Source organism: Chryseobacterium gossypii, assembly GCF_041361455.1.
Classification (GTDB): domain Bacteria; phylum Bacteroidota; class Bacteroidia; order Flavobacteriales; family Weeksellaceae; genus Chryseobacterium; species Chryseobacterium gossypii.
The window spans coordinates 1-23,957 of the sequence record NZ_JBGCUR010000041.1; the positions used below are offsets into that span (position 1 = coordinate 1).

23 protein-coding genes are annotated in these 23,957 nt (G+C 39.4%); 14 read left to right on the forward strand and 9 right to left on the reverse strand.

Going from position 1 to position 23,957, the window contains the following annotated elements; genetic code table 11:
- Positions 1–188: hypothetical protein (locus ABMQ40_RS15600; RefSeq protein WP_370901246.1), on the reverse strand; the 188-nt coding region annotated here is incomplete at its 3' end.
- A gap of 70 nt (positions 189–258) precedes the next feature.
- On the opposite strand from ABMQ40_RS15600, the gene ruvC reads away from it, so the two are divergent.
- A complete protein-coding gene (gene ruvC / locus ABMQ40_RS15605; protein ID WP_370901248.1) occupies positions 259–813 on the forward strand; it encodes a crossover junction endodeoxyribonuclease RuvC in 555 nt (184 codons plus the stop codon).
- A gap of 5 nt (positions 814–818) precedes the next feature.
- On the opposite strand, the gene ABMQ40_RS15610 is transcribed toward ruvC, so the two are convergent.
- Positions 819–1,229, reverse strand: coding sequence for a DUF8479 domain-containing protein (locus ABMQ40_RS15610; RefSeq protein WP_370901250.1), 411 nt, complete (start codon positions 1,227–1,229; stop codon positions 819–821).
- 171 nt (positions 1,230–1,400) lie between these two features.
- Here ABMQ40_RS15610 and ABMQ40_RS15615 point away from each other — a divergent pair, with 171 nt between their 5' ends.
- The 4 genes from ABMQ40_RS15615 to ABMQ40_RS15630 all read left to right on the forward strand — a co-directional run bounded on the left by ABMQ40_RS15615 (position 1,401) and on the right by ABMQ40_RS15630 (position 3,827).
- A complete protein-coding gene (locus ABMQ40_RS15615) occupies positions 1,401–2,471 on the forward strand; it encodes a DUF4407 domain-containing protein (protein ID WP_370901252.1) in 1,071 nt (356 codons plus the stop codon).
- Between the two features lie 84 nt (positions 2,472–2,555).
- Positions 2,556–2,753 carry a KTSC domain-containing protein gene (locus tag ABMQ40_RS15620; RefSeq protein WP_370901253.1) on the forward strand — a complete coding sequence of 66 codons (198 nt, stop codon included), beginning with the start codon at positions 2,556–2,558 and terminating at the stop codon, positions 2,751–2,753.
- Between the two features lie 85 nt (positions 2,754–2,838).
- On the forward strand, positions 2,839–3,306 hold the full coding sequence (locus ABMQ40_RS15625; protein WP_370901255.1) for a redoxin domain-containing protein: 468 nt from the start codon (positions 2,839–2,841) through the stop codon (positions 3,304–3,306).
- Positions 3,307–3,308: 2 nt separating this feature from the next.
- A complete protein-coding gene (locus tag ABMQ40_RS15630) occupies positions 3,309–3,827 on the forward strand; it encodes a DsbA family protein (RefSeq protein WP_370901257.1) in 519 nt (172 codons plus the stop codon).
- Between the two features lie 99 nt (positions 3,828–3,926).
- On the opposite strand, the gene guaB is transcribed toward ABMQ40_RS15630, so the two are convergent.
- The 7 genes from guaB to ABMQ40_RS15665 form a co-directional block, all read right to left on the reverse strand.
- Positions 3,927–5,387, reverse strand: coding sequence for an IMP dehydrogenase (guaB, locus tag ABMQ40_RS15635; RefSeq protein ID WP_370901259.1), 1,461 nt, complete (start codon positions 5,385–5,387; stop codon positions 3,927–3,929).
- A 219-nt stretch (positions 5,388–5,606) separates the two neighbouring features.
- Positions 5,607–6,095, reverse strand: coding sequence for a DUF4252 domain-containing protein (locus tag ABMQ40_RS15640; RefSeq protein ID WP_370901261.1), 489 nt, complete (start codon positions 6,093–6,095; stop codon positions 5,607–5,609).
- A gap of 20 nt (positions 6,096–6,115) precedes the next feature.
- Positions 6,116–7,390, reverse strand: coding sequence for a DUF4252 domain-containing protein (locus tag ABMQ40_RS15645; protein WP_370901263.1), 1,275 nt, complete (start codon positions 7,388–7,390; stop codon positions 6,116–6,118).
- Between the two features lie 65 nt (positions 7,391–7,455).
- Entirely contained in the window at positions 7,456–8,118 is a 663-nt protein-coding gene (locus tag ABMQ40_RS15650; protein ID WP_370901265.1) for a hypothetical protein, read from the reverse strand.
- Positions 8,093–8,602, reverse strand: a complete 510-nt coding sequence (locus tag ABMQ40_RS15655; protein WP_370901267.1) for a GFO_1088 family ECF-type sigma factor — start codon at positions 8,600–8,602, stop codon at positions 8,093–8,095. Before ABMQ40_RS15655 ends, ABMQ40_RS15650 begins: the two co-directional genes overlap by 26 nt.
- Positions 8,603–8,700: 98 nt before the next feature.
- On the reverse strand, positions 8,701–9,861 hold the full coding sequence (locus tag ABMQ40_RS15660; protein WP_370901269.1) for a GlmU family protein: 1,161 nt from the start codon (positions 9,859–9,861) through the stop codon (positions 8,701–8,703).
- 179 nt (positions 9,862–10,040) lie between these two features.
- Positions 10,041–10,292, reverse strand: a complete 252-nt coding sequence (locus tag ABMQ40_RS15665; protein WP_062702555.1) for a type B 50S ribosomal protein L31 — start codon at positions 10,290–10,292, stop codon at positions 10,041–10,043.
- Between the two features lie 191 nt (positions 10,293–10,483).
- Here ABMQ40_RS15665 and ABMQ40_RS15670 point away from each other — a divergent pair, with 191 nt between their 5' ends.
- The 9 genes from ABMQ40_RS15670 to ABMQ40_RS15710 all read left to right on the forward strand — a co-directional run bounded on the left by ABMQ40_RS15670 (position 10,484) and on the right by ABMQ40_RS15710 (position 23,827).
- Entirely contained in the window at positions 10,484–11,896 is a 1,413-nt protein-coding gene (locus ABMQ40_RS15670; protein WP_370901271.1) for a hypothetical protein, read from the forward strand.
- Positions 11,897–12,223, forward strand: a complete 327-nt coding sequence (locus ABMQ40_RS15675) for a nucleotide pyrophosphohydrolase (RefSeq protein WP_370901273.1) — start codon at positions 11,897–11,899, stop codon at positions 12,221–12,223.
- A gap of 73 nt (positions 12,224–12,296) precedes the next feature.
- Entirely contained in the window at positions 12,297–13,523 is a 1,227-nt protein-coding gene (locus ABMQ40_RS15680) for a carboxyvinyltransferase (RefSeq protein WP_370901275.1), read from the forward strand.
- On the forward strand, positions 13,524–14,189 hold the full coding sequence (locus ABMQ40_RS15685) for a hypothetical protein (RefSeq protein WP_370901277.1): 666 nt from the start codon (positions 13,524–13,526) through the stop codon (positions 14,187–14,189).
- Positions 14,189–14,983, forward strand: coding sequence for an SDR family oxidoreductase (locus tag ABMQ40_RS15690; RefSeq protein ID WP_370901279.1), 795 nt, complete (start codon positions 14,189–14,191; stop codon positions 14,981–14,983). The genes ABMQ40_RS15685 and ABMQ40_RS15690 overlap by 1 nt, the downstream gene beginning before the upstream one ends.
- Positions 14,984–15,008: 25 nt before the next feature.
- The gene (locus tag ABMQ40_RS15695; RefSeq protein ID WP_370901281.1) at positions 15,009–16,607 is read left to right on the forward strand and encodes a BamA/TamA family outer membrane protein; all 1,599 of its coding nucleotides are present in this window, start codon (positions 15,009–15,011) and stop codon (positions 16,605–16,607) included.
- Positions 16,608–16,772: 165 nt separating this feature from the next.
- Positions 16,773–19,913: a SusC/RagA family TonB-linked outer membrane protein gene (locus tag ABMQ40_RS15700; RefSeq protein ID WP_370901283.1), complete on the forward strand. Its 3,141-nt coding sequence runs from the start codon at positions 16,773–16,775 to the stop codon at positions 19,911–19,913.
- Between the two features lie 18 nt (positions 19,914–19,931).
- Entirely contained in the window at positions 19,932–21,407 is a 1,476-nt protein-coding gene (locus ABMQ40_RS15705; protein WP_370901285.1) for a SusD/RagB family nutrient-binding outer membrane lipoprotein, read from the forward strand.
- Between the two features lie 80 nt (positions 21,408–21,487).
- A complete protein-coding gene (locus ABMQ40_RS15710) occupies positions 21,488–23,827 on the forward strand; it encodes a phosphocholine-specific phospholipase C (protein ID WP_370901287.1) in 2,340 nt (779 codons plus the stop codon).
- Positions 23,828–23,957 lie beyond the last annotated feature (130 nt).

Sequence of the window (23,957 nt, forward strand, 5' to 3'; positions counted from 1 at the left end):
GTAATCTTTTTTTCCTGCAAAATGATTTTTTCGGATCCGGATTCTGTTTTTTCAATTTTGAAAAAAAGGTAAACAATCTGGGGGTTGCTCTTTGCAAGACCCATTCCGGTACTGTCTGAATTCTGAACTGGTAAAAAATTACACAACAGAAGCATGGGAACAACAAAAAGAATAAGTAAATTTTTCATGGCGATATTTTTGTTTAAGTTAAGAAGTTTTTTCAGCAATAAAAAATTTAGAAATCATATCTTTGGACTGATGATTTCGGAAAAAATAATTTTAGGTATCGACCCCGGGACTACGGTGATGGGTTTTGGCATTATTTCAGTAAAAAAAGGCCAGATGGAGATGATTTCCATTCACGAGCTTTTATTGAAAAAGTATCCCAACCACGAGACCAAACTTAAATATATCTTTGACAAGACTTTAGCTTTGATTGACGAGTTCCATCCTGACGAAGTAGCTCTTGAAGCTCCCTTTTATGGAAAAAACGTTCAAAGTATGCTGAAACTTGGCCGTGCACAGGGAGTGGCTATGGCTGCAAGCCTGTACAGAAATATCCCTATTACGGAATATTCCCCAAAAAAGATAAAAATGGCCATTACAGGAAACGGAAACGCAAGTAAGGAACAGGTGGCGGGAATGCTCCAAAACCTTTTGAAGCTCAAAGAATTTCCTACCAAATACCTGGATGCTTCCGACGGTCTGGCTGTGGCTGTCTGCCATCATTTCAATTCCGGAACCATTGCTGATGCTAAATCTTATACCGGCTGGGAAAGCTTTCTTAAACAAAACCCCGACCGGCTGAAATAGCCAGGCTATTTACCTTTATATTCTTTGGGATCAACGGAAAATTCTGCGAGCTGTTTTCCATTTTTGTCATAATAGACGTATTGCAGAGTAACATCATTATCCCTGAATTCCTTCATATCCGCAGAAGTTTTTATGGCATTCAGTGCTTCTTCCTTTGCTTCTTTCTTAAAGCTGCTGATATTGGCTTCCGTCACATTTTCTTTTACATCTTCTACTAAAGTATAGTTGTATTTGAAAATTTTTCCGGCTTTTGCGGAAACACTGTCCAGACGCACCCCTTCACTAAGGGTTTGGGGAGTAAGTTTATTCATACTTGCGGCGGCTTCCCTGAGTTCATCGTCGATGGTTTTCTCTTTGCTGCATGAGACCAGAAGGCATACTGCGAAAATTGATAAAAGATTTGACAGACTTTTCATATCTATTATTTTTGGAATTGATAACTTAAAGATAATAATTTTTTCAACAAGTAATTTAATATTCTGAATACCAATTATTTATCATTTACACTGAAATTACTTGGCAAAACATAATACTATCTTTAACAATGGTACGATTTTTAGTATTACATTTGTAATAAATTTTCAATAATGAAAAATAAGCAACAAACTATAAATCAGGCGAATCAAAAGATTAATTGGTTCCAGAAATTCCTGATGGTATGCTCCGGAGGGAATATTCATATTTTAAGAAAAACTCCCAGTGAATGGAACAAGTTTTCAGGGATCGGGGGTATTGTTCTTTTCACAGCTGTTTTTGCTACTCTTTCCGCAGGCTATGCCATGTATACGGTTTTTGATAATGCCTGGGCAGCGGTAGGTTTCGGGATCTTATGGGGATTGATGATTTTCAATCTGGACCGTTATATTGTTTCTTCCATTAAAAAGACAGGAACATGGTGGAATCAGATCCTGATGGCAATTCCCCGTTTGGTTTTGGCCACGTTTTTAGGGATTATCATCTCAAAACCTTTAGAGCTTAAGATCTTTGAGAAAGAGGTCAATAAACAGCTCAATACGATTATTCAAAGAAATAAAAAGCAGCTACAGGCTGAAATGAACGGGAGAATCCTGCAACAAAGCGGACCTTTTGAAACAGAGAAGAAACAGATCTCAGACAAAATCGCACAGTATCAAAGATCTTATGATTCTGCTTCTGTAGAACTTGAAAAAGAGATTTTAGGAAAGCAGTCAGGTTTAACGAGCGGCAAGGAAGGCTTCGGGCCTAATGCCAAACGTAAACAGGAGCTCAAGGAACAGAGAAGACAGGATCTGGAAAACTACCAGAAACAGGTAGCTCCAAGGCTGGAATATCTGGACAGGGAAATCTCTAAGGTCTATACCAATCTTGAAACCGAAAGAAAATCCACCGAAACGTTTGAGGATAAGTTCAACGGCTTTGCAGCTAGGTTACAGGCCCTGGATGAATTGGGAAAAAACTCTGCAATCATCGGTTTAGCTGCAACTTTTATCATGGGGCTATTCATTTGTCTGGAAATTTCACCGGTATTGGTTAAGCTGATCTCCGCTGTAGGTCCTTATGATTATCTTCTGGAAAAGACTGAGAATGCTTACCGTTTGTATTCCAAAGAAAAAATTGAAAAGGGGAATGCTCTTACAGATTTCCGCATCGAAGATTTCAAGGATAATCTGTACAAATAAAATATTTTAATATCTATTAGCCTTTCAGAATTTCTGAAAGGTTCTTTTTTGGTAAGGAGGAACATTTTTTGCAGAAAACAAATTATGCCATCATCAGTAGTCAATCATTATCTGTATAACCCCGAAACTGAAATATTGCGGATCATATATCAGTCAGGGGCAGTCTATGATTACCTGAAGGTACCTTTTGACATTGCAGATAAATTTGGAGCAGCCAGATCCAAAGGTCAGTTTCTGAATAAGGTAATCAAGCCCAGATTTGAATTCAGAAAAATCAAATAACTTTTATTTTTAAATATTCTTTTCATAATAATCAAATACTTATCGTTATTTTTATTGCGTACTTATTTAACCAAATCCAAGAAATATGATATTAGAAAAAGGAACTCCGGCACCGGACTTTGAACTTCATTCCACTCCGGATCAAAAATTGAAACGTTCTGACTTTTTAGGCAAGAACCTGATCTTAGTTTTCTATCCTGCAGACTGGAGCCCCGTCTGTGGGGATCAGGTAACTTTATATAATGAAATGCTTAGCATTTTCCATAAATATAATGCAGATATTTTAGGAATTTCCGTAGATAGCGCTTGGTGTCATGATGCGTTTATGGAAAACAGAAAACTGCACTTTCCCTTACTGGCCGATTTCAATCCAAAAGGCGAAACGGCCCGTGCATATGGTGTCTATAACGAAGAAAACGGTACATCAAGAAGAGCTTTATTTGTCATTGACAAGGATGGAGTAATCCAATGGAGCTATTTGTCCCCGGACGGCATCAATCCAGGAGCTGACGGAATTATCGATGCATTAGAAAACCTGAACCAAAAACAATAATTATGTCTACATTAAGAATTCCTGTTAGTCAGAATGATCATATACAAGGTAACCCGGACACGGCGAAAATCGTTTTAGTGGAGTATGGAGACTATCAATGTCCGCATTGTGCACATGCTTTTCCACTTGTAAAAAGATTTGTTGAGGAACATGGGGACGAGGTGGCCTTCGTTTTCAGGAACTTCCCTTTGACTGATGCTCATGAATATGCAATGGCGGCGGCAGCGATAGCTGAAGCAGCGGCAAGGCAGGGGAAATTCTGGGAAATGCACGATCTTATCTACAGCAACCAGAATATGCTGAGCGAAGAAATGCTTAAAGAATGCGTGAAGGCTTTACAGCTTAATTTTAACACCATAGAGAATGATATCAATACAGCAGTGCTCCAGGAAAAGATTGAAGCTGACTTTGAAGGGGGTGTAAGAAGCGGGGTCAACGGAACGCCTTCATTTTTCGTGAATAATCAGAAATGGGAAGATTATGACGGGACTTATGATTCGTTTCTGGAATTGCTCTCTTAATATCATGTCACAGACAGGCTTTTTATAATCTCCGGCATATCTGCCAAAAGAAAGGCCATGCTCGTCGCATGGCCTGAGATTATATTTCATTAATGATAATTATAAAGAATAGTTCGGGGCTTCCTGAGTGATAATAACATCGTGAGGATGGGATTCCTTTAATCCGCTTCCCGTAATCATTACCATTTTAGTATCTTTCTGCAGGGCCTCAATATCTTTAGCACCACAGTATCCCATACCTGCTCTTAAGCCTCCCGTAAGCTGGAAAATCACATCTTCCAGTTTTCCTTTATGCGGCACTCTGCCTTCAATTCCTTCCGGAACGAATTTTTTAGCCTCACTCTGAAAGTATCTTTCTTTTCCACCTCTCTTCATTGCAGAAAGGCTGCCCATCCCCTGATAAGACTTGAATTTTCTGCCCTGGAAAATGATCTCTTCACCCGGAGCTTCATCAGTTCCTGCCAAGAGAGATCCCAGCATTACGGCTCCCGCGCCACTGGCAATAGCTTTAACGATATCTCCTGAAAGCTTGATACCACCGTCTGCAATTACCGTTACATTTTTAGATTTGGCATACTCATAAACGTTATAGATAGCGGACAGCTGAGGTACTCCCACACCTGCAACTACTCTGGTCGTACAGATAGATCCGGGACCCACTCCTACTTTGAGTACATTCGCTCCTGCTTTAATCAGATCTTTTGCCGCTTCAGCAGTTACAATATTTCCACCTACGATATCCAGATCAGGATATGCCTTTCTTATTTCTGAGATCTTATCCAAAACACCTTTGGAATGGCCATGGGCAGAGTCTATGGCTACAATATCAACTCCTGCTTTTACCAGAGCTTCAATTCTGTCTAAGGTATCCTCTCCCACACCTACGCCTGCCCCTACGATAAGGCGGCCGTTTTTATCCTTGTTGGCATTCGGATATTCCAGCTGGTTGTCTATATCTTTAATCGTAATCAATCCTACCAGCTTATTATCTTTATCTACAATCGGAAGTTTTTCTACTCTGTTTTTAAGAAGGATCTCTTTAGCTTTTTCAAGATTGGTATCCTTATCGGAAGTGATCAGATTATCTTTCGTCATAATCTCTTCAACCTTCATATCAAGATTCTCCTGATATTTGACATCCCTGTTGGTAATGATCCCGATTAAGGTATTTTCGGCATCCACCACCGGAAGACCTGATATTTTATATTTGGCCATCATGTCTTTGGCCTGTCCTAAAGTGTGATCTTTTGAAAGGGTCACAGGATCCGAGATCATTCCGTTTTCGGAACGTTTTACACGGTTTACCTGTGCAGCCTGCTCGGCAATAGGCATATTCTTGTGAATGAAGCCCAAGCCTCCCACTCTGGCTAAGGCAATAGCCAGCTCAGCTTCTGTAACGGTGTCCATTGCAGCAGATACTATCGGGACATTCAGCGTAATTTTGTCGGTAAGTTTTGACTTTAATGAAACCTGGTTAGGTAAAACTTCTGAATAAGAAGGGACTAGAAGAACGTCATCAAAAGTGATGGCTGTCTCTACAATTTTGTTATGAATAGACATCTTTACTTTCTTTGCAAAATTAGACTATTTTACCGAGACTAAAAAATTCTTTTCAATAGTTTAAATAAAATTTAATAATCCATAACTTAAATCAAAAAACCGTTCCCATTACAGAAACGGCTTTGTACAAAATAAAATTAGTATATGAAAGCTACTTGCTAGTTTCAGCTATTAAATAATTTCCAATTCATCAGACCTTTTCATATGGATGAAAGTGTCTTATTTATCCGAAGCGGAATTAATCATTCTGGAGATATCATCCGGAGTAAAATTTCCTTTTACATCCACGAATACCAGGTCCTTATCGGAATTTACCGTGATCAGCATATTCCTTATGGCTTCACCTTTCTGCTTTACGCGTACATTTACATTGTCACCGTTATGCTTTATCGTTGCCCAGTCTTCATAATTGTTGTCATTCAGATATCTGGCATAATCTTTCAGCATGGTCTTATCACCATTTTCCACGGTTAAAACTCTTATTTTTGAAACCTTATTCACCAGTTTTATCAATTCCTCATCCTCGCCATCTTCTCTTAAAGCTTTTTTAATGTAGGGTTTTGCCAGAAGCATAGGTACATTGATGCTTACAAATCTGGCTCCTTTAAAATCATAATCGGAATCAAAGAAAGCCATATTCGGTTTTTCCGAAACGATGCAGGACTGAAGCAGAAACAGCGTGCAGATGATCAGAAAAGTGTTCTTCATAATTTTCATAGCAATAGTTTTTAGTTGATTTGTTTTAAAGAGCCTTTTGAATTTTTGTCAGAAATTATCTGAGGGGCTCCTTTATATTTTACCAGACCTCCGGAAGATATTCTAACCCTAAGCTCATCAACAGCATTCACAGAAAGGTTTCCTCCTGAGCTGGATTCAGCCTGCACATTATTGGTCCTCAAATTATCCGCCTTACAAAGCGCACCACTGCTGATATCAAATTCAGCTGAACCGGCCTGCCCTTCAAAGGTTACGTTTGATCCGCTGGAGCCTTTGAATACAATGCTTTTAGAGTTGATATCTGCTCTTACATTGGATCCTGAAGTTGCTTCTACATTGGTTGCATTTGAGATATTAAACTTTCCATTGATACTTGACCCGGAAGAAGCGTCAATGCTAAGGTCATTCTCATTGACAGCGTTTACTGTGGTAAAGCTTGCTCCTGAGGACGTTTTAATAGTATTGATCCGGGGAGAGGATACATTCACATTTAAATTTTTAAACCTCAAATTTTTCAGTCCTTTATTGTCAACGTATATTTTTAAAATACCATCTTCAACTTTGGTAACGATATATTGAAGTTTATCAGCATCTGCAATGACCTTCACACTTGCAGGACTTTCCTGCTTAAAGACCACATGCACCCCTGTGCTCGCATAAATACCGGAAAAGTCTCCTACTTTCCTGCTCTCACCATTCAGATAAGATGAGGTATTTTCCGAAGTCAGGCCGCTTTTAACATTGGTAACCGGATTGGTCCTGGTTTCGCTTGAATTGATGATCTTGTTCACATCATCCATAGAAAGCTTTCCGTCCAGCTTCACTAAAATATTTTCTCCGCTGCCGCCATCAATGCTCAGTAACAGATCATCCAGGATTCCGTCTTTAGCTTCTGATGAAAGAAATTTTATTTTGGAACCAGAGCTGTTCACCGTCATGATTTCATTATAGTTCAGATTGTTCAGGTAAGAAGATATATCCCGACTTATCTGGGACAAATTATTTTTAACCCTTTTGCCTTCGGCACTGCCTGCATTTTCAGAATTTTCAGTGATCAGAATTTTCAGCCCGTTGATCTTGGACAACAGTGGCTTAATCTGGTCGAGCTGTGAGTCATCAATATTCAGGCTGCTAAGCATTCCGAACATAGGTTTTGCAATCTTAATGGTAGTTACCCCTTCCACTTCCTGATACTTGTCAAAAAGCTTGTCAAATTTGTCTTCCTGCCCATACACATTAAAAAAATGGGAGAAAACAAGTGTTAGTATTATCAATATTTTATTCATGAGTCAATTTTTATTTTTTTAAGATATTATCCGTGCCTGATCAGGAGCAGCATATTTTTCAGAGTTTAGTAATCATCATTCACAACTTTAGGCTGTACCAGTTTTTCGCTAACGTTATTGGCGAATATCTGGAATGAATATTTAGTTACATTAATGGCTTCCTCTACATTTTCAATCCTTTTTCCATTTACGATCACATAGCTGTCCTTGTAGCCTGTGGAGTCTTTTTTAGCCACATTGTATTTTTTATACGAGTTGCTTACAAATCTTGGTTTGGTCTCCTTTTTCAATCTTCCTCTTTTTGGCAGGATCTCATCCAAAACATCTCTTTCTGCCACACTGTTTTCCTGTAAAGCCGAATCTTTTTTTACTCCGGAAAGAGAATCCGTATAGTTGTTCACAGCTACCTGTTCCTGAGGTTCCTGGTTTTCTTCGATGAAGCCCGGCTTTTGCCTCAGCACCTCATCTTTCACCAGTCTGGCCCTGTTTTGTACCTCCGTATTCTGATTATAATTGAATATAAGGCCGATACCGAAAAGCACTACCACACATGCTGCCATCCAGAACCATTTCGGGAAAGAAGGCTTTTTCTTTTCCAGAGGGATGATTTCCGCTTCCTTTTTGCCTTCTGCTTTCTGAAGGAAATCTTCAAAATCCCATTCCATTTTTTCTTCCTTTATAGACTGGAAGATTTCATCGTATTTATCTTGATATTGATCTTTGTTCATAGCTCATCAGTTGTGAGATTTGTTCTTTTACTTTTTGTCTTGCCCGCATAAGGTTTACCCTTACTGCATTTTCTTCCATTTCCAGTATTTCAGAAATTTCCGAAACATCATATTCTTCCACATCTTTTAGATGAATGACCATTTTTTGTTTTTCCGGAAGCTGGTTGATAAATCCTATGATGTGTTCTTTAAGATTGTTGACCTCCATACTGTAAAGCTCTGACCGGTGCAGCTGCATATCTGCGAATCCTAATTTCACATCGTGATGCTTCAGTCTGTTGAGGCATTCATTCCGGACGGCTTTCAGAGCATAAGATTTCAAATTCCCAAATTGTTCGAGTTCATCTTTCTTCTGCCAGAATTTCACCATCAGATCCTGTACTACATCTTCCGCTTCATCACTACTCATGACGAACCTTTTCGCAAAACGATACATCTCGTTTTTGAGAATAAACACCGTATTCTTGAAAGTTTCTTGGGTCATAAGTTTTGTTTCTATAGGTAAGACAATTAAAAATTGTTTTCCATTACATCATAAAACAAAAAAACTTCAAAAAAATGAAGTTTTTTCTATATCCAGGGTCAATATGTATCAAAAATATGTTTCATAATGGCTTTATCAGCGTCTGTTAAAGGTACTTTTCTTCTTGCCATTGCTTTTTCAGCCACTTCATAAGCTTTATCCAGCTTGAATCTTTCATCATCCTTAAAGCCTCCCCAGGAAAAATTTTCCACAAGATTAGGCGGGAATCCTTCCTTAAAGATATTGGATGCTACCCCTACAACAGTTCCGGTATTCAGCTGTGTATTGATCGCCGTTTTAGAATGATCACCCATGATCAGCCCGGCAAACTGCAGCCCTGTATCCTCAAAAGCCTTGGTCCTGTAGCTCCATAGCTTTACCGTTCCATAATTATTTTTAAGGTTAGAAGAATTGGTATCCGCTCCCAGATTACACCACTCTCCGATCACTGAATTGCCCACAAAGCCATCGTGCCCTTTATTGGAATACCCGAAAATAATAATATTACTGACTTCTCCTCCTACCTTGGAATGAGGACCAATGGTAGTCGCTCCATAGATTTTGGCCCCCAGGTTAAATTTTGATCCTTCACAAAGAGCAATCGGCCCGCGGAGATTACAGCCTTCCATTACCTCAGCATTTTTACCGATATAGATCTTTCCGGTTCTCGCATTTATAGTAGAATATTCTATCTGTGCTCCTTCTTCAATGAATATATCTTTTATATCACCCAGCAATCCATTGGTTGGAGACAATTCCTGCGAGGTCCTGCCTTTGGTAAGCAATTCAAAATCAAAATCAATGGCTTTATGATTATAGGTAAAGAGGTCTGTAGGCTTCTTGAAGAAAATGAGCTCCTCCTTAATATCTGTCATCCGTTCAATCTGGCTCAGAGAAAAATCTTTCATATTGATCCTTGCAGCGATCAACTCATCCTCATAAACCAATGCTTCACCCTGCTTCAGGCTCTTGATCTGCTGAATAACATTATCTGTGGGTAAAAAATTGGCTACCAGAAAAAGGCTTTCTTTTTCTTCGGGACCCCTGAACTTTTCCTGCAGGTAATTTTCTGTAAAATAAGAGATGTCCGTATTCTCCAGAATCTTTTGCCATCGTTCGGAAAAGCTGAGGATACCGCACCGCATTTCCGCAACGGGGCGGGTAAAGGTAAGTGGAAGAAAATCTTCCCAGTATTGGGCATCTGAAAATACTAATTGCATTATATGTAAATTACATGTTAAAAAAAGATGCATAATCAGAATGGGACCAGGCCCGGCTTTGATTATGTTGAAGCAAAAATACAAATAGTAAAAATAACATCCCGCTTCAATTCTTAATTTATGGTAAACAAAAAAGTCTTCCGTTTCCGGAAGACTCATTGGTATCTTTTTCAAAAAAATTACTTGGCGAATTTTTTGTATTTGTTCATGAACTTATCTACTCTACCCGCAGTATCAACAAGCTTCACTTTACCTGTGTAAAAAGGGTGAGAAGTTGAAGAGATCTCCATTTTGATCAAAGGGTACTCTTGTCCTTCATATTCAATAGTATCTTTTGTTTCTGCAGTAGACTTGCAAAGAAACATCTCGTCGTTACTCATATCTTTGAAAACAACAAGTCTATAATTTTCTGGGTGAATTCCGTTTTTCATAATACAATTTTTAAATTTTAAAAAAATTAAATTTTGCTTTCGAAATAGTAATGGATATTTCTCTGCTAATTTTAGGTTGCAAAAGTACAACATTTTTTCAAATATACAAATACCGTCTGAATAAAATTTTTCTTGATAAGAAATTCAAAGTATTTTCGTTAAATTTGGAACTTGTTTAAACTTAAATTTCGATGAAATTCAAATTATTACTGGCTTTTTCATTCTGGATGCTCCTCCTGGCGGTATCGTGTAATAAGGATGATATTACTTTTGATGAGCCTTCACAAGAGCTAAGCTTTTCCAGGGATACCGTATTTTGTGATACGGTCTATCACCAGGTCCGTTCCGAGACCTATGCTGTAAAGGTATATAATAATGAAGACAAGGATATTCTGATCCCCCGGATCAGTCTTGAAAAAGGGGCTTCTTCTCTTTACAAGATCAATGTGGACGGGAAGGCGGGATACGATTTTCAAAATGTTCCTTTGAGGAAGAAAGACAGCCTGTATATTTTCGTCGAAATTGCTCCCGAAGCTTCCGGACCTGAAGCTATCGCTGAAGACCGTATTGTGTTCAGCAGCTCCGCAGGGCAGCAGCATGTAACGCTGTTCTCAGTGGTGCAGGATGCAGAATTTTTCATCCAGACCCCAAATAACCCTAATGTGATCAGTAACCATACCACCTGGACCAATGATAAGGCGAAAATCATTTATGGAGACCTTACCATCGATTCGGGGATCACTCTGAATATCCAACCGGGGACCAAGGTATACTTCCATAAAAACAGCGGCATGAAAGTTTCGTCAGGTGCCACCCTGAACATTAATGGTGCCCTGAATAATGAGGTTATCCTGCGCGGAGACCGGAACGATACTTATTATGATACAATTCCTAAAAACTGGAATTCCATAAGAATGGAAGCCAATTCAAACCTGAATATGAATTTTGCAAGGCTTTACGGAGGTACGAAAGGACTGGATATGAGACAGGCCAATGCCACGATCAGCAATTCATTTATCCATACTTTCCAGGAATACGGAATTTATGCCGTAGGCTCCGTGGTCAATGCTAAAAACCTGGTTATGAATAACTGCGGCGAGTCCTGTATAGGGATTTTCAGAGGCGGAAATCACAGCTATGTTCATTCCACCATCGCCAATTATTCGGGATCCATGTATTCTTATAACCGGAACGGGATCTTTGCCACCAATGAATGGACCAATGATAACGGACAGACGGAACAAGGCGCATTACAACAGCTTGACATCAGGAACTGTATTGTATATTCTGACAGGGATAATGCCGTAAATTTTGAGCAGACCCCGGGACAGCAGTTTAATTTCCTGATCCAAAACTCCTTGCTGAAATATTCTGATACCTCTGAAGCAGGTTTTCCTTTTGATAATAACCCCAGCTTTGTGATACAGAGCATCAAAAATGAAGATCCGCTGTTTGTAAATTATTTTACGGCCCATCAGAATTTGAGGGTACAGCAGAACTCACCGGCCCGGGGAAAAGGTAATATTTCCGTAGCAGGAACCGTTCCTTTTGATATCGTGAATGAACCAAGAACCACTAACCCAACCCTTGGAGCTTATCAGTAAATGGAAATCACCAATCTGCAGCAGCAAGTTGACGAATGGATCAAAACCATTGGAGTTCGATACTTCAATGAGCTTACTAATATGGCAATACTTACGGAAGAAGTAGGCGAAGTGGCAAGAATCATTGCCAGAAGATACGGTGAGCAAAGCGAGAAGGAAAGTGATAAGAATAAAGATCTGGGCGAAGAGCTGGCCGATGTACTGTTTGTAACACTGTGTTTAGCCAATCAGACCGGAGTTGATCTGCAACAAGCTTTCGACAGAAAGATGAAAATAAAAACGGATCGCGATAAGGAAAGGCATCAGAATAATGAAAAATTGAAATAGCCGGATGCAGGAAGCCGATGCTTGTAAAACCAGCCTTCCTCTTCTTCCTGTTTGCGGCTGTCAACTTAGAACAATGAAGTTAGAAAAATCAAGATTAATCGGAAACAAAACCATACAGATCAGCGGTTCGAAAAGCATTTCGAATCGTTTGTTGATTTTAGAAAGTTTGTTTAAAAATATACAAATCGGGAATTTATCCAATTCCCAGGATACACAATTGCTGAAAAAAGCATTGTCCGAGAATACTGAAACCGTAGATATTCATCACGCGGGAACAGCGATGCGTTTCCTTACGTCTTACTATTCTATTGCTGAAGGAAAAACCACTATTCTTACCGGCTCGGGAAGAATGAAAGAACGCCCCATAAAAAATCTGGTTACCGCTTTACAAAATCTGGGAGTAGAAATTGAATACCTGGAAAATGAAGGTTTTCCTCCGGTGAAAATTACTGGCAGAAAAATCACCGAAACAAAAGTAGATGTTCCCGCTAATATTTCAAGCCAATTCATCACTTCTCTCCTATTGATTGCCGGAAAACTGGAGCAAGGATTGGAAATAAACCTTGTGGGTGAAGTTACTTCAAGATCTTATATTGAAATGACCTTGGATATTCTGAAAAAATTCGGAATCCAGGCAAGCTTTATTGGAAATTTAATTAAAGTTGAACCTTTTCATGAAAACAACCAATCCTCTGTTATCAATTACGAAGTGGAAAGCGACTGGAGCTCGGCTTCTTACTTCTATTCTTTTGCAGCATTGGGAAGGGAAACGATTCATTTAAAAAGCTTCTATAAAGAATCCACTCAGGGAGATTCTGCCATTGCAAAAATTTATGAAGAGTTTTTCGGGATACAAACGATTCTTACAGAAACAGAACATAAGATTACGCTTCAGCCGGATCCAAATTTCCAGTTCCCGGAAAAAATCGTTCTGGATATGAATAACTGTCCGGATATTGCCCAAACTCTCTGTGTAACTGCAGCCGCTTTGAAAATTTCTTTTGAAATTTCGGGCCTGGGAACATTAAGAGTGAAGGAAACCGACAGATTGCTGGCTTTATATAATGAGTTGCAAAAACTGGGAACTGAAACAGAGATTACAGATACTACCATACAATCTGTCCGTTTCAGCGATCCCGAAGAAAATATTTCTATCAGAACGTATCAGGATCACAGAATGGCAATGAGTTTTGCTCCGTTTTGCCTGATTAAAGAATTAAATATTGAAGATGAAAATGTAGTGGAAAAATCTTACCCGATGTTTTGGGAAGATTTATCTCTGATTTTAAATAAAGAGTAAATGAAAATTTTCCTTACTTTTTTCTCCTTACTTATTTTCACAGTGTTTCAATCTCAGGAACTGAAGGATTTTGCTATCCCAAAAGGGTATGAAAAGGTGCTTGAAGTAAAAGGTGATCTGGATAAAGACGGAAAACAAGAAACGGTTATTGTATATAATACTCCTGAGAAAATTGAACATCAAGGGTTTAAAAGGAAATTTTACATCTTAAAAAGCATTCAGGGAAATTTAAAAATCTGGAAAGAAAATTCAACGCTACTTAATTCAAGTGGAGCTGGCTTTTATCCTGAAGACAATACCCTGGAAATAGAGATAAAGAATCATTGTCTTGTTATTTCCCAGTCATTTTATTCCAATTCGAGGCATACGGATACAGGCAAATATACTTTTCGTTTTCAGAACGGAGACTTTTATCTCATTGGCGCATTCAACAAATTGGAAGACACCTGCGAATTCAGCTTTACCAATGATGTAAATTTCTCTACGGGTAAAGCTATTGTTGATGAAACGTATTCCGAATGTGACGGAGATGAGAACAGAAAAATTCCACAAGATGATCACAAAGAATTTATTCATAAATTCGATACGCTTATAAAAATGAACGATTTTAGGATGGGTGAAAACAAATTCAAAATTCCTAATTCAAAAAAATATTTTACTTACTAATGTCAAAAACTATCATCATCACGGGAACGTCATCAGGAATCGGTTTCGTGTTAGCAGAATATTTCGGAAAAAAAGGTCACAGAGTATATGGCTTAAGCAGAAAGCACACCGAAAGTCAATATTTCACGTCTATTCCTACAGATGTTACAGATAATAATGCGGTACAAAATGCTATCGCACAGGTATTAACAAAGGAAACAAAAATAGATGTTCTGATCAACAATGCCGGAATGGGAATGGTAGGGGCTGTAGAAGATTCTTCAAAAGAAGATATTTTAAAGCTTTTCAACCTGAATTTGGTTGGAGCCGTTCAGATGATGAGTGCCGTAATGCCCAAAATGCGTGAAAACAAATTCGGACAGATCATCAATGTTTCCAGTATCGGAAGTGAAATGGGATTACCTTTCCGTGGGTTTTATTCCGCTTCAAAATCGGCTCTGGATAAAGTAACAGAAGCGATGAGATACGAAGTGTACCCCTGGAATGTGAATGTCTGCTCTCTCCATTTAGGTGATATTAAAACCAATATTGCAGAAAACCGTGTGAGGACAAAAGTTTCTGAACCGTACAAAAACGTATTTGATAAGGTATATGCTTTGATGAATTCTCATGTTGGCGATGGAACTGAACCTTTGGAAGTTGCAGAATATATTGATGCTCTTTTAAATAAAAACAAATGGAAAGCTCATTATTATTTTGGTAAATTCGGCCAGAAAATCGGGGTTCCGTTGAAATGGATTCTTCCTCAGGGAACTTATGAAAATTTAATGAAAAAATATAATAAACTGGATTAGTTTCAGTTTTTAAAGGAGTTTGAGATTGTTTCTGAAAATATTTTTTGTACTGTTTTGCGTTTTTGCTCAGGCGCAGAAGAAGCAATATTGGCTCATTGATTCTGAAACCAAAGTAAAGAAAAAGGTAAAAGATTCCGCAGCAGCAGCAAAATTTCTGGATTCTCTGGCACAGAGCAATTTCTTTTTCACCCGGTTAAAGGAGGTAAAGGTAATGGGAGACAGCACGGAGATCATTTATGACAAAGGGAAGAATTTCAATGAGACCTATGTAAATCTTTCGGATTCTATTGTCCACAAATTAAAGTCCCAAAAGGAGTTCTTTACCAAAAATTTGGATTCTACAAAGAAAAGCATCAACAAATCTTATATTGATGAGGGATATTCCTTCAGCAGGATCAAATCCAAATATAAGGGTCAGAAAAATGGCTATCCTGTGGTGGAGCTTGATATCAACAAAAATGATAAAAGAACAATCGACGGTTTTGTGGTAAAAGGCTACGAAAGGGTACCCAAAAGATTCATCAAAAACCTTGAAAAAGATTTCAAAGGTAAAACATATGATGACCAAAACCTTGTTGCCATTAACAAGAATTTCCAGAGCCACCCTTTTGTTTCCCTGGAACGGCCTCCACAGACTCTGTTCACCAAAGATTCCACAAAGATCTATCTTTTCATGGAAAAGAAAAAAACCAACACCTTCGACGGGGTTATTGGTTTTGGGAATGATAAAACGGATAAATTCACTCTGAACGGTACCCTGAATGTCAATTTCAAGAATATGTTCAATGGTTTTGAAGCGATTAACCTGTACTGGCAGAGAAATCCTGACAAAGGACAAACTTTCGATCTTCAGACGGACATACCCTATCTCTTTAAGTCCAATGTGGGGCTGAACATGAAGGTGAACATATTCAGGCAGGATTCTACCTTTGCCAATGTAAAAGCCCTTCCTGCCTTTTATTATCATATCAATAACCGTAATAAGATCGGGTTTAGGGCAACTTTTGAGACTTCGAGCATTATTGACACCTTATATGTACAGGGTAAAGACTACAACAAAAAAGGGATCGGTATATGGTTTGAAATGACCGAGCCTACGGATATAGACCTTTTCCTTTACAAAACAAGGCTCAATGCAGGATATGATTTTCTTACCACGACCTATACCGCTGATAATATTAAAGCCAACCAGAACCAGTTCTATTTTTTCGGTGAACACAATTATCATATTGCAGGAAATCATTATCTCAATATAAAAGGCGAAGGAGCCATGATGGATTCCAAAGTTGAATTTTCCACCAACGAATTATACCGCTTCGGCGGCTGGAACTCCATGCGGGGCTTTAATGAAAACTCCCTTGCCGCTGATTTCTATTATTACGGAAGTCTGGAATACCGTTATCTCATAGGTAGTCAGGCTTTTTTCGACTTTTTCGGGCAATACGGACAGCTCAATAACAAGACTTTAAATGTAAAACCAAAACTTTACAGTATAGGACTCGGATTCAATTTTTTTATTCCCATAGGATTAATGAGCTTTCAGTTTTCCAACGGTAATGAATTTGGGAACCCATTCAAATTCAACGATATAAAAATACATTGGGGGATTTTAAGCAGGTTCTAACAGCTAACCAAGATAATAAAAAAACAAAAAAAAGCAGTATATCCCGGCTTTTTGCTTTATAATTTCATTAACTTTCCTATAGTCTTTTTCTGAAATCATTATATTTATTTTAATACAGGATTAAAATCCAGGTAATAATGCCCCGCTAAATTTGTCTTCAAAAAAATGAAGAAGACTTTAGCTACTTTTGCAATTCTCTTACTCCCTCTTTATTTAACGGCGCAGGAAGTCAGCATTTCGGGAAATGTAAAATCGGAGAATGGCTCAGCCATTTCCGGGGTGAATATTACCGATAAAAATACCGGGAAATCTGTGGTAACCGATGAGAACGGTAATTTTACCATCTCTGCAAACCCAAAAGATATTCTTGAGTTTTATGCTCCTGATTTTTCAACTTATACGGTTGAGGTTTCTTCAAGGAGGAATTATTCCGTAGTGATGAAAAAAGTAAATGAAAAGCAGATTGAGGGGGTAGTGATCACCGCCTTAGGGATTTCAAAGAAAAAGGAAAAAATCGGATATGCTACCCAGGAAGTGGGTACCAAGCAATTTGAGACCATTACAACGCCGAGTATAGGAAATTTATTCTCTGGCCAGGTTGCCGGTCTGAATGTCTCCAACCCTACAGGAATGCAGCAGAAACCCGTATTTACATTAAGGGGGAACTCCAATCTTGTGTATGTAATAGACGGGGTGATCGTAGAGCCTGAGGTTTTTCAGAATCTTGATCCTAATAATATTGATAATATCAACGTTCTGAAAGGCGCGACGGCATCTGCACTCTACGGATCCAGAGGGCGATACGGTGCCATTCTGATCACTACGAAGAACGCGAAAAAGAAAGGCTTCACAGTGGAATTCTCTCAAAATGTAATGGTTTCTGCCGGATTTACCAATCTTCCTAAAACACAGACCGAATACGGGAACGGCTCCCATGGAAAATATGAATTCTGGGACGGTGCAGACGGAGGGGTGAATGACGGAGATATGATCTGGGGACCTAAATTTGCTCCGGGAGTAAAGATAGCCCAATGGAACAGCCCGATAAGAGATAAGTTCACAGGCCAGGTCATCCCATGGTACGGAACCGTGGCAGGAAGCCAGTACGATGATAAATCCAGATACGAAAGGGTTCCGATTGACTGGAAATACCATGACAATCTGAGCATATTCCTGAAACCGGCAGTGATCAGTAATAACAATTTCTCGGTAAGCTATAGAAATAACAAGGATGTTTACAGGCTTTCAGGAAACTTTATGAACTATGATGACAGGGTTCCCGAATCTTATCTGCAACGCTATGGTATCAATTTTTCATCTGAAAACCATGTGGGAGAAAAGCTGATTTTTGATACCAAGTTTAATTTCAACCAGACTTTCACTCCCAATATTCCGAACTATGACTATAACCCCAGCGGGCATATGTACACCATCCTGATCTGGATGGGAGGTGATGTAAACGGAAGAGATCTAAAGACCCATCTATGGGTCCCGGGAAAAGAAGGAACTGTGCAGGCTAACTGGAATTATGCCTGGTATAATAATCCCTGGTTCGGAGCCGAGTACTACAAAAATAAAAACAGGACGGATATCATCAATGCACAGACAGGTTTGGAATATAAAGCAACCAAAGATTTTTCGGTAAAAGGTAAGATCTCCATTGTTGAAAATCACAATAAACAGGAAATCCTAAGCCCATATTCTTATTTCAATTACAGCGCACCAAGAAGTGGCGGATATATTCTGAATGATACCAAGACTTGGAACCTGAATTACGACGTTCTGGCCACCTATAAGAAAAAGGTTTCTGACAATTTTGATTTCACCGTCAATGCCGGAGGTTCTGCCTTCTATTATAAGAATGTTATAGATAATGCTTCCACAGATGGTTTGAAAATTCCCGAACTTTATACGCTGGATAATTCTATCGGAGCTGTAAAATATTATGATTACCTGAAAGAAAAGCTTATTTACAGTGCTTATTCTACCATTGATATCGGTATTTATAATGCGTTTTTTATTAACGTTTCAGGACGTAATGACTGGTCCTCCACTCTTCCGAAAGCCAACAGATCTTATTTCTATCCTTCCGCATCATTAAGTGCCGTGATCTCCAATCTGGTAAAAATGCCTGAAGCTGTTAACCTGCTGAAGTTATCCGCTTCCTGGGCGAAGGTGGCCTACGATTTTCAGCCTTATGCCATCAGAAATTATTATTTAAACAACAATGGTATTACTTTTAACGGAAATCCTACCTATTATTACCCGACAACACTGAACTATGAAAATTCCCTGAAGCCGGAGAAGACAAAATCCTATGAGCTGGGATTGAGTGCAGGATTATTTGATAACCGTATCACGCTGGACGCCACTTATTTCAGAACTCTGGATTATGATAATATCCTCCAGTTCCCGAGTGCGGAATCTTCGGGCTTTACCTCCCAGTATGTAAACGGAAATGAATATACCACAAAAGGACTGGAGATCTCATTGGGGCTGGTACCCGTTAAAACCAATGACTTCACCTGGAAATCTTTGATCAACTGGAGCACATACAGGCAGGAGCTGACCTCCATTTATGGGAATATGCCGAATTATAACAATATCAAACTGGGCGAAAGGATGGACAGTTACTACGATTATACATGGCAAAAATCTCCGGATGGGAAAGTTATCCTGAATGCGGAAACAGGAATGCCCACAAGGGCTACCGCTCCTACCAATTTAGGGCATTTTAATCCTGACTGGACCTTTGGCTTTAACAATACTTTCAAATACAGGAAACTAAGTCTGAATATCGGGATAGATGGCAGTATTGGCGGGGTAATGAGATCGCAGGTGGTAGAAAAAATGTGGTGGGGAGGGAAACACCCAAATTCTGTTGCCTACAGGGATCTTGAATATGCCAATCCGGGCACATATTATTTTGTTCCGGATGGCGTGAATTATAATCCGGCTACCGGAACCTATACCCCTCACACCAAGGCGATCAGTTTCCAGGACTGGGCTCAGAATTATCCTTACCAGGCAAGGGTGACGGAAAATGAAAGTGAGCTTTTTGCCAATGTTTTTGACAGGACCTTTATCAAGCTGAGATCTGTAATCCTGGAATATGATTTTTCCTATTTGCTGAATCCTAAAGGAATGGTAAAAAGCTTTACCGCAAATATCTCCGGATACAACCTCGCCATGTGGAAAAAATCAAAGAATCTTTATTCTGATCCGGATTACCAGATCAAAAGCGGCAATGATATCCAGGATCCGTCCAGCAGATGGTTCGGCATCGGATTTAACATTAAATTTTAATTATAACATTTCTATCAAATGAAAAATATTATACAATCTCTATTCATTACAGGGCTGTTTGCTCTTATATCATGTGAATCAAACCTGGACACGATTAACGAAAATCCGAATGACCAGGCCAGCATTGATCCCAAATTTCTTTTAACCTATGTTTCAAAATCTGCTTTTCAGGTAAACGGTGACAATATGTATGCATCCAGGATGATGATCGGGACTGATGGTGAAAATGTCTATCAATACATGAAATGGAATGATGCCTCATTTGATGTTTATACCTCCGGACTATTGAACACCGTAAAAATGATGCAGGAAGCGGAAAGAATCAACAACAAGAATTATATTGCCATCGGGAAGTTTTACAGAGCTTATTACTTTTTCAATCTGAGCCTGAAATTCGGAAGTATCCCTTATTCTGAAGCAGTGAAAGGGGAATCGGGCATCACACAACCAAAATATGACAGCCAGGAAGCTGTGATGTCAGGGATTCTGACAGAACTGAAGGAGGCTAATGATCTGATCAATTCCAACGATAAGATAGAAGGTGATATCATTTATAATGGTGATGCCACCAAATGGAAAAAGCTGATCAATTCTTTCCGCCTGAAAATTCTGATTACTCTTTCTAAAAAAACTACAGCCGGAAGTTACAATATTGCCTCGGAATTTTCCTCTGTTGCCGGAAGCCAGCCGATAATGACATCCATTGCTGACAACGGTGAACTAAAATTCTATGATGTGGCAGACAGCAGGTATACCATGTTCAACAATAGCGGTTACGGCTCAAGCTTATATATGGCGAACTATTTTATCAATATGTTTAAAGACAGGCAGGACCCGCGTCTCTTTACTTTTGCGGCACAGACCACCGCTGCAAAGGAGGCAGGAAAGCCTGTCACCGATTTTACTGGCTATAACGGCGGAAATCCTGTTTCACCTTATTCTGATAATGCGGCTTTGGTAGCAGCCAAAAACATTTCCAAGGTAAATGACCGTTTCTACAAAGATGCCACCAATGAGCCTTCTTCCGTATTAAGCTATTCCGAACTGGAATTTATTCTTGCCGAAGCAGCGGCGAGAGGATGGATCTCAGGATCTGCAAAAACACATTATGATAATGCCATCAAAGCAAGCTTCAACTTCTACCAGACCTATGTAAAGAATCCTAATCTCTATTTTTCAGGATTTGACGTGAATCAGTATCTCACTACTCCGTTGGTTGCTTACAATGATTCGGCTCCACTTTCATCTCAGCTGGAAAAAATCTTAACCCAGAAATATATGACGATGTTCCATCAGGCACAATGGACCTCCTATTATGATTATCTGAGAACAGGCTATCCAACCTTTCCTTTACCGACCGGTGTTTCAGCTCCATTAAGGTTCAGGTATCCACAATCTGAATATAATTACAACAGTGCGAACCTCCAGGCAGCCCTTGCATCCCAGTATGGCGGAAATGATAATATCAATTCCAAACCGTGGTGGTTACAATAAGATCAATGTTTAATTTTAACTTATAAAGAAATCGCAGATAAATTAAAGCTATCTTGCGGTTTCTTTCTTATACCATTCGAATGAACAGAAGAGAATTCTTAGAAAAGTCAGGGCTGCTATTGGCCGGCCTGGGAACATCAGGTGCAGTGCACCCTTCTATTTTAAAGGCATTAACGATAGAGCCGGCAATAGGGTCTACCTTTTACGATGCGGAACATATTGTGATTTTAATGCAGGAGAACCGTTCTTTTGACCACGCATTCGGATCACTGAAAGGAGTAAGGGGTTTCCTGGATAAAAGGGCATTTATTAAAGCTGACGGGCATTCCGTTTTCTTTCAGAAAGGACAGAATGGCCAATATGCCGCACCCGCCCGTCTGGATTTAAGAAACAGCAGATCTACATGGATGAGCTCTCTGCCTCATTCCTGGGCAGATCAGCAAAAAGCCTTCAATAAAGGGAAGTATGATCAGTGGCTACAGGCAAAAGCTTCCGGGAATAAGGAATATAAAGATATCCCTCTTACCCTGGGGTATTACAACCGTGAAGACCTGCCGTTCTATTATCAGCTGGCAGATGCTTTTACTATTTTTGATCAGTATTTCTGCTCATCTCTTACAGGAACCACCCCCAACAGATTGTTTTTGTGGTCTGGAACCATCAGGGAACAACAAAACGGAAAGGTGAAAGCTAACGTTCTCAATGAAAATATCGATTATGATAAAAACCGCCAGGCCCATTGGAAAAGCTTTCCTGAAATCCTGGAGGAACAGGGGATCTCCTGGAAGATTTATCAGAATGAGATCAGCCTGCCGAAAGGAATGTCCGGGGAACAGGAAGCATGGCTGAGTAATTTCACAGATAACCCGATAGAATGGTTTCCCAGTTTCAATGTGAAGTTCTCAAAAGGTTATCATCAGAACATCCCTAATATTATCAGCCATCTTGAGCAGGAAATCAAAAAAAATCCGGACAGGAAAGAAAAACTGGGCGCCCTGATAGCCGAATTGCAGGAAGACCTGATCAGGTACCATCCCGATAATTACTCAAAGCTATCCCGGATGGAAAAAAATCTTCACGAAAAAGCATTTACAATCAACTCCAATGATCCTGATTACTGGAATCTGGAGTCCGGGCAGGATGAAAGCGGAGAAAGGCTGGTCATACCGAAAGGTGATGTTCTGTTTCAGTTCAGAAAAGATGTGGAAGAACAAAAGCTGCCATTGGTATCCTGGCTGGTGGCTCCCGAACACTTTTCCGATCATCCCGGATCACCATGGTATGGCGCTTGGTACATCTCAGAGGTTTTAAATATTCTGACCAAAGATCCTGAAATCTGGAAAAAAACAATTTTCATTATTAACTATGATGAAAATGACGGCTATTTTGATCATGTGATTCCTTTCGCTCCACCGGTCAATCCGAAACAGCCTATCGATATAAACGGTAAGGAAGGAGTAGAATATGTGGACGCCAAACAGGAATATATGTTCACCCAACCCTTGAAAGATCACGAGCGGATAGAAGGAACAATAGGGCTTGGCTACAGGGTTCCGATGATCATCGCTTCTCCCTGGACGAAAGGTGGCTTCGTAAATTCTGAAGTTTCAGATCATACCTCGGTGCTGCAGTTCCTGGAAAAGTTTATTCATAAAAAATTGAATAAAGATGTTACGGTAGAAAACATCAGTGATTGGAGAAGGGCAATCTGTGGAGATCTTACATCCGCATTTAATACCTCTGACAGCCAGATCCCGAAAATGGATTATTTAAATCAGAGGGATTATGCCAAAACCATCAATGCCGCTAAAAACAAGCCGGTTCCCGATCTGAAATGGTACTCGGAAGACGAATTAAACGATCTTCTGCTGGAAATCCAGGAAAAAGGTATCAGACCCTCAAATCCGCTTCCTTACCGTTATTACGTCAACATGGAAGACAGCGTAATCAGAATGGTAAACTTAAAAGATACTGGGATACCTTTATTAATTTATGACAGAACCCGGCTTGACAGTAATGATTTTTATTTCTCCTACACATTATATCCTAAACAGGAATTATTTCATCCTATAGACCGTGAGAAATATGATTATGAGGTCTTCGGTCCAAACGGCTTTTACAGGAACTTTAAAGGCGACCGGAAATCCGGACTTGAAATCTTGTTAACAGATCTGCCTGCCAAAAATGAAATAGAGCTTATTTTCAGAGGGAATAAAAACACCGATGTATCTATTACTGACCTGTACGAAATGAGTGAAAAGAAGATCTCTTTACATCAGGCTAAAGAAAAAATGATCATCAACCTCAATAAGACCAAAGGCTGGTATGATTTGAAAGTAACTGCCGGAACACATCTTTGGCATTTTGCAGGCCGGATAGAAACGGGCAAAACATCTGTCTCCGATCCGCACTGGTCTTAATTTTATAATCGTAATCTTACAAATTAGTGTAAGACTTTTATTAAATTGAAAATTGCGAAATCCGATTCAGAATACAAAAAAACCTCATACATGGCTGTATGAGGTTTATTATAAAAACTGGCGGTGACCT

Coding starts and splice junctions, on each gene's coding strand:
- ruvC (WP_370901248.1), top strand. CDS start 259: ATGATTTCGGAAAAAATAATTTTAGGTATCGACCCCGGGACTACGGTG.
- ABMQ40_RS15610 (WP_370901250.1), bottom strand. CDS start 1,229: ATGAAAAGTCTGTCAAATCTTTTATCAATTTTCGCAGTATGCCTTCTG.
- ABMQ40_RS15615 (WP_370901252.1), top strand. CDS start 1,401: ATGAAAAATAAGCAACAAACTATAAATCAGGCGAATCAAAAGATTAAT.
- ABMQ40_RS15620 (WP_370901253.1), top strand. CDS start 2,556: ATGCCATCATCAGTAGTCAATCATTATCTGTATAACCCCGAAACTGAA.
- ABMQ40_RS15625 (WP_370901255.1), top strand. CDS start 2,839: ATGATATTAGAAAAAGGAACTCCGGCACCGGACTTTGAACTTCATTCC.
- ABMQ40_RS15630 (WP_370901257.1), top strand. CDS start 3,309: ATGTCTACATTAAGAATTCCTGTTAGTCAGAATGATCATATACAAGGT.
- guaB (WP_370901259.1), bottom strand. CDS start 5,387: ATGTCTATTCATAACAAAATTGTAGAGACAGCCATCACTTTTGATGAC.
- ABMQ40_RS15640 (WP_370901261.1), bottom strand. CDS start 6,095: ATGAAGAACACTTTTCTGATCATCTGCACGCTGTTTCTGCTTCAGTCC.
- ABMQ40_RS15645 (WP_370901263.1), bottom strand. CDS start 7,390: ATGAATAAAATATTGATAATACTAACACTTGTTTTCTCCCATTTTTTT.
- ABMQ40_RS15650 (WP_370901265.1), bottom strand. CDS start 8,118: ATGAACAAAGATCAATATCAAGATAAATACGATGAAATCTTCCAGTCT.
- ABMQ40_RS15655 (WP_370901267.1), bottom strand. CDS start 8,602: ATGACCCAAGAAACTTTCAAGAATACGGTGTTTATTCTCAAAAACGAG.
- ABMQ40_RS15660 (WP_370901269.1), bottom strand. CDS start 9,861: ATGCAATTAGTATTTTCAGATGCCCAATACTGGGAAGATTTTCTTCCA.
- ABMQ40_RS15665 (WP_062702555.1), bottom strand. CDS start 10,292: ATGAAAAACGGAATTCACCCAGAAAATTATAGACTTGTTGTTTTCAAA.
- ABMQ40_RS15670 (WP_370901271.1), top strand. CDS start 10,484: ATGAAATTCAAATTATTACTGGCTTTTTCATTCTGGATGCTCCTCCTG.
- ABMQ40_RS15675 (WP_370901273.1), top strand. CDS start 11,897: ATGGAAATCACCAATCTGCAGCAGCAAGTTGACGAATGGATCAAAACC.
- ABMQ40_RS15680 (WP_370901275.1), top strand. CDS start 12,297: ATGAAGTTAGAAAAATCAAGATTAATCGGAAACAAAACCATACAGATC.
- ABMQ40_RS15685 (WP_370901277.1), top strand. CDS start 13,524: ATGAAAATTTTCCTTACTTTTTTCTCCTTACTTATTTTCACAGTGTTT.
- ABMQ40_RS15690 (WP_370901279.1), top strand. CDS start 14,189: ATGTCAAAAACTATCATCATCACGGGAACGTCATCAGGAATCGGTTTC.
- ABMQ40_RS15700 (WP_370901283.1), top strand. CDS start 16,773: ATGAAGAAGACTTTAGCTACTTTTGCAATTCTCTTACTCCCTCTTTAT.
- ABMQ40_RS15705 (WP_370901285.1), top strand. CDS start 19,932: ATGAAAAATATTATACAATCTCTATTCATTACAGGGCTGTTTGCTCTT.
- ABMQ40_RS15710 (WP_370901287.1), top strand. CDS start 21,488: ATGAACAGAAGAGAATTCTTAGAAAAGTCAGGGCTGCTATTGGCCGGC.